Raw genomic sequence first — 3,122 nt, 5'->3', positions numbered from 1 at the left:
CGTGACCCCAGTTCAACGCCATAATGGAGAGGATAGTACCATCTTAGCTAAGCGCAAAGAGCTTTATAAACAAGCGAGAGCAGCCAACCCACAGCGGTGGTCAAACGAATCTAGAAACTGGGATGAAGTTGGTGAAGTTAAGCTAAATCCTGAAAGGCAGAAAGAAGCTGCTTAAAAAATTAAAGGCGACAACTACCTTGAAAAACGCCGCTAACGGCACAGGTTTAGCAATAAGCGTTCCCGCCTCTACCACTTCTTTGACAACGCTATGCGGATAACAAAGTAGCATGTCGCTTTGACGACAGACTGCAATGGCACTGCTGACGTCAGGCACACTTAATGCGATATCGAGTTGGATGCCTCGATTAGTAAGAATATCTAATAACAACCAACTGCCAACGCCCCCTGTCACGACGTGTATATGACGATAATTCATGAAAGTCGTAAGGCTCCATTGTGCCTTTAACGCCGGATGGTCCGGACGCATCAAACATACCGCATAGTCGCGAACCAACTCGACACACTCGAGTTATTTGGGCACTTGCTGAACTTGGTTCGTGGATCGTTCATCAAATTCGACCATACCGATACCAAAATCTGCATCGCGTTTAATCAATCGCTCAAACGTGTCTTGGTTCCATGTTTTAGTCTTTAGCTTTATGTTGGGGGCTTGCTGTAAGGCCTCAATTACTATATTTAAATAAAGTGAACTGTAGGCTGTTTCTACGAGCTCCAGATGGTACACGCGTGCACTTTGAAAAGGGTCGAACTGCGGAGCCCACCCCAACATATCAATTTGGAGCAGTATTTGCTGTATTTGCGGAGCGAGTTGCAGCGCTTTGGGTGTCGGCATCAACCCTGAAGGCGAGCGAATTGGCCATGGCGTTCACATCAAAGATAATGAACAGGCATATAGCGCGGTAAAAGATCACACGATTGCTTTAGAACTTTGTCCAACGAGTAACGTGCAAACTAAATGCGTCAATGCCTTTGACGATCACCCTATCCGTCAGTTCCATAAAGATGGGGTCATAGTGACCATTAATACCGATAATCGCACGGTTTCTGATACCGATATGACTCGTGAAGTAGAAAAAGTATTTGACACGTTCGAGCTCACTAAGGAGGACTATCGCCAGATATATATGAACAGCGTTGACAACGCTTTTGCTTCTGAGGAAGTGAAACAACATCTACGCAGCTTCGAAAGCGATATCATCAACCATTAGATACGCCACAACCGAACAGCAAAAAAACAGTGTGTCAAATGACGCACTGTTTTTGTCTAATCTACTGTCTTGATCGAAGAACGAGTGTTTGGGCAGTTCCTTTGCATCAATCAAGAACATTCTCAGTGTTAAGGCGGTATACACCATCATCACCATGACCTGTTTACCAAAAGGTCTAGCTCAAGGGCTAGACCTTTATCAGTTAAACTACGCGCTTACCTTGCACCCAAACTTGCTGGATATTCTCTTTTTGTGCTAAACAGACGATTTTTTCCAGAATATCTCGCGGCGAGTCAAACTCAGGCCAAATACGTAAGTTACCAATCAATGGACTGGTTTCAAGCACAAGAGCATCAAAGTGGTGCTTAGCGTTTAGCACACCCGTTTTAGCATCCAATACTTGAGCACCACCTGTAGTTGCCATCCAAAACGCTTCGACAAAAGTGATGCGTGCGTTTGCCGTACCACGTTCACAAGCGGCCACATTGACATCCACACCTTCTTCACGCACGCGGGAGTGCGCAACCGCATCAAAGGCAGCGCGAAAAATAGAAGGCGATGGCGCACCAGCAATATCGCTTCCCAAACCAATCTGTACACCACTATCGAGTAGTTCTCTGGTTTGCATTGCCGCATTGGCGAAAAACATGTTTGATAGTGGACAGTGTGCGATCCCTGCATTGAACTGCTTAATCAACTCAATGTTGTGTTCCGTTAAAAAGATGGAGTGTGCCAACACGGATTTGTTATTAAGTAGCCCCGCATCTGCGTATATTTGAACGTCACTTTTGCCATAGTGCTGCTGGGCATAATCACGAGCCCAATCACTTTCAGAACAGTGCGTTTGCATGTGCAGATCGTACTTTTGTACCAAAGACCCAAGCTTATCGAGCATTTTCGGAGTACAACTTGGTACAAAGCGTGGCGTGATTACCGGGCTCACCAGACTGCTATCATTGCCTTTTAGTGCAAAAATATTACTCACGAATGCCTCGGTCTCTGCAAAGGCAAGAGCAATGTCATTCTCACGATAAAAGTCTGGGCACTGCTCAGCATTATCCATGTTGATTTTGCCAACATAAGCTCTTTGACCAAGATCCAAACACGTTTGCGCCAGTAGCTCCGTGGACTCTCGGTAAATCGAAGCAAAATAGACCGCGCTGGTTGTTCCGTTTGCGAGCAATGTTTTCGTTACATCTTGGTAGATAGCTTGCGAAAAATCGACGTCTTTATAACGATTTTCTAATGGAAACGTATAGTCTTGTAGCCAATCATAAAGGGGTAAATCCAACCCTTTCCCCGCTTGAGGCCACTGTGGCGCATGACAATGCAGATCCACTAAGCCAGGGAGTAAATACTGGCCTTGGCGTAATGTTTGTAATTTACCTTGCTCCGTTAATTGCGTCAGCATTGTTGGATACGACGGATGATCTGCCGTGAAGGTCGCATCAATATCACCGTCCGCATTGACCAAAATTAGATAATCACGGATGAATTCAAACTCACCTTTCACTGGCGTATGAAAAGTATCGCCAACAATCGCAAACTGAATATGGTTAGTGTTATAAACTGGCGTGTTCATGCTTATGCCTTACTCTCAACAGGCGTCTCATTTGATACGCGATCTTCTGGAAGAACAAAGTTCAAGATTACAGCCGCTAATGCTCCGATCGCGATGCCGGAGTTAACTAACCTGAGATCGGTTTAAGCCATCGCCATCAATCCTGTCTTTTCAGTGTTTGTGATGTTGAGTGATGGCTTTTCTGGTTTCAGACAGTAAGCGATTAGTCCGCCAAGTAAATTCAACATAAAACCATGTAAGCTGCGATGCCTTGAGTGCTCTATTTGAGATATATTCTTTAATTGGTCATTAATCGTTTCAATAATGAACCT

3 protein-coding genes and 2 pseudogenes are annotated in these 3,122 nt (G+C 44.9%); 1 reads left to right on the top strand and 4 read right to left on the bottom strand.

The genetic code is table 11. From position 1 onward, the window contains the following. Positions 1-142: 142 nt before the first annotated feature. Both VTH8203_RS20265 and VTH8203_RS20260 read right to left on the bottom strand, forming a co-directional pair. Positions 143-517: pseudogene (locus VTH8203_RS20265) on the bottom strand (LysR substrate-binding domain-containing protein); the annotation flags it as partial. 12 nt (positions 518-529) lie between these two features. Beyond that, entirely contained in the window at positions 530-853 is a 324-nt protein-coding gene (locus VTH8203_RS20260; RefSeq protein WP_158296208.1) for a hypothetical protein, read from the bottom strand. Between the two features lie 7 nt (positions 854-860). Here VTH8203_RS20260 and VTH8203_RS20255 point away from each other — a divergent pair. Beyond that, a pseudogene (locus VTH8203_RS20255) lies at positions 861-1,229 on the top strand (adenosine deaminase); the annotation flags it as partial. A 202-nt stretch (positions 1,230-1,431) separates the two neighbouring features. Here the strand turns inward: VTH8203_RS20255 and VTH8203_RS20250 are convergent. Beyond that, positions 1,432-2,811, bottom strand: coding sequence for an amidohydrolase family protein (locus VTH8203_RS20250; RefSeq protein WP_096995280.1), 1,380 nt, complete (start codon positions 2,809-2,811; stop codon positions 1,432-1,434). A gap of 122 nt (positions 2,812-2,933) precedes the next feature. Further along, positions 2,934-3,122 (bottom strand): transposase (locus VTH8203_RS20245; protein WP_279627164.1); only part of this gene is annotated, 189 nt, incomplete at its 5' end.

Source organism: Vibrio thalassae (assembly GCF_900089835.1).
In the GTDB taxonomy this organism is placed as follows: domain Bacteria; phylum Pseudomonadota; class Gammaproteobacteria; order Enterobacterales; family Vibrionaceae; genus Vibrio; species Vibrio thalassae.
Note: the sequence above shows the minus strand (reverse complement) of the source record. Positions and strands in the feature narration are given on the sequence as shown.

Excerpts from the sequence above, each read along its gene's own strand:
- VTH8203_RS20250 (WP_096995280.1), bottom strand. The coding sequence starts at position 2,811 with ATGAACACGCCAGTTTATAACACTAACCATATTCAGTTTGCGATTGTT.
- VTH8203_RS20260 (WP_158296208.1), bottom strand. The coding sequence starts at position 853 with ATGCCGACACCCAAAGCGCTGCAACTCGCTCCGCAAATACAGCAAATA.